At 74.3% G+C, this 1,291-nt stretch carries 2 protein-coding genes; one reads left to right on the top strand and one right to left on the bottom strand.

The genetic code is table 11. The features are described 5' to 3' along the window. Positions 1 to 755, top strand: a 755-nt coding sequence (locus tag KS423_RS45630) for an NAD-dependent epimerase/dehydratase family protein (protein ID WP_263455904.1), incomplete at its 5' end; no start/stop codon positions are given. Positions 756 to 783: 28 nt separating this feature from the next. On the opposite strand, the gene KS423_RS45625 is transcribed toward KS423_RS45630, so the two are convergent. Next, positions 784 to 1,110, bottom strand: coding sequence for a DUF1330 domain-containing protein (locus tag KS423_RS45625; protein WP_224285533.1), 327 nt, complete (start codon positions 1,108 to 1,110; stop codon positions 784 to 786). Positions 1,111 to 1,291 lie beyond the last annotated feature (181 nt).

The raw sequence follows: 1,291 nt of genomic DNA, 5'->3' as shown, positions 1-1,291 counted from the left end.
CGGCCGCCATCCACGGCTGCGCCGCGCCGCCGCTGCCGCAGTGGGCCCGGCTCTGGCCTGCGCTGACCGCCTCGCTGTGCGCGGCGGCCGAGGAGAGCGGCGCGGTGCTGGTCATGCTCGGCAACCTGTACGGCTACGGGCCGGTGGCGGGGGCGATGACCGAGGACCTGCCGCTCGCCGCGACCGGCCCCAAGGGCCGGGTGCGGGCGGCGGCCTGGGAGCAGGCGCGGGCGCTGCACGAGGCCGGGCGGATCCGGGCGGTGGAGGTGCGGGCCTCGGACTTCTTCGGCCCCGGTGTCACCGACGGCGGCCACCTGGCCGCGCGGGCGGTGCCCCATCTGCTGAAGGGCCGCCCGGTCGCGACGCTCGGCGACCCGGACACCGCGCACAGCTGGACCTACCTGCCGGACGTGGCCCAGGCGATGGCCGAGATCGCCGGCGAGGAGCGGGCCTGGGGCCGGGCCTGGCACGTGCCGACCGTTTCTCCCCTGTCGGTGCGCGCGATGGTCGACCGGCTGGCCGCCGAGGCCGGCAGCGGGCCGGTCGCGGTGCGCCGTCTGCCTGCGGCCGTCCTCGCCGTGGCGGGGGTGTTCTCCCCGCTGCTGCGCGAACTGCGGGAGGTGCGCTACCAGTTCGACCGGCCGTTCGTGGTGGACTGCTCCGCGTACGAGGGCGCGTTCGCGGTGCGGGCCACGCCGCTGGACGAGCAGCTGCGGGCGACGGTCGCCTGGTGGCGCGAGCGCGTGGGGGCGTAGCCGGTCGGCGCTGGTGTGGGGGCTGGAGTCAGTGCTTGAGCGCGTCCGCGCCGCGGTAGCCGGCCGGCACCCCCTCGACCAGGACGATGTCGGCGACCATGTGCCGGGTGCGCAGCGGCAGGATCTCCCGGTAGGCGGGCGAGTCCCACCAGGCGCGGGCCCGCTCGTGGTCCGGGAACTCGATGAGGATGAGGTCGGCCTCCGCCCAACTGCCCTCCACGGTCTGCGGCTTGCCGCCGTGGACGACGAAGCGGCCGCCGAAGGGGTCGAGGGTGGCGTCGATGCGCTCCAGGTACTCGACGATGTCGGGGCCGAACTCGACCGAGTGAACCTGGGCCAGCGCGTAGGCGGACATGTGCTGCTCCTCGGGGGGGTGGTGGCCGGCGGGCGTTCCGTCCGACGCCTCCGACGCTAGGGCCTGTGTGATGTCGTGATCAATATTGCGGTTTCGTGCTTGCTCGAAAGCGGGATCCGGTAGGACGTTGCGTGTGACACGTAGGCAACTCACCGACGAGCAGTGGACGTTCATCGAGCCG

Origin of the sequence: Streptomyces sp. LS1784, assembly GCF_020103755.1 — a bacterium.
Lineage (GTDB): Bacteria > Actinomycetota > Actinomycetes > Streptomycetales > Streptomycetaceae > Kitasatospora.
The sequence above is the reverse complement of the archived record's forward strand: the minus strand, read 5'-3'. Positions and strand labels throughout refer to the sequence as shown.

Excerpts from the sequence above, each read along its gene's own strand:
- KS423_RS45625 (WP_224285533.1), bottom strand. The coding sequence starts at position 1,110 with ATGTCCGCCTACGCGCTGGCCCAGGTTCACTCGGTCGAGTTCGGCCCC.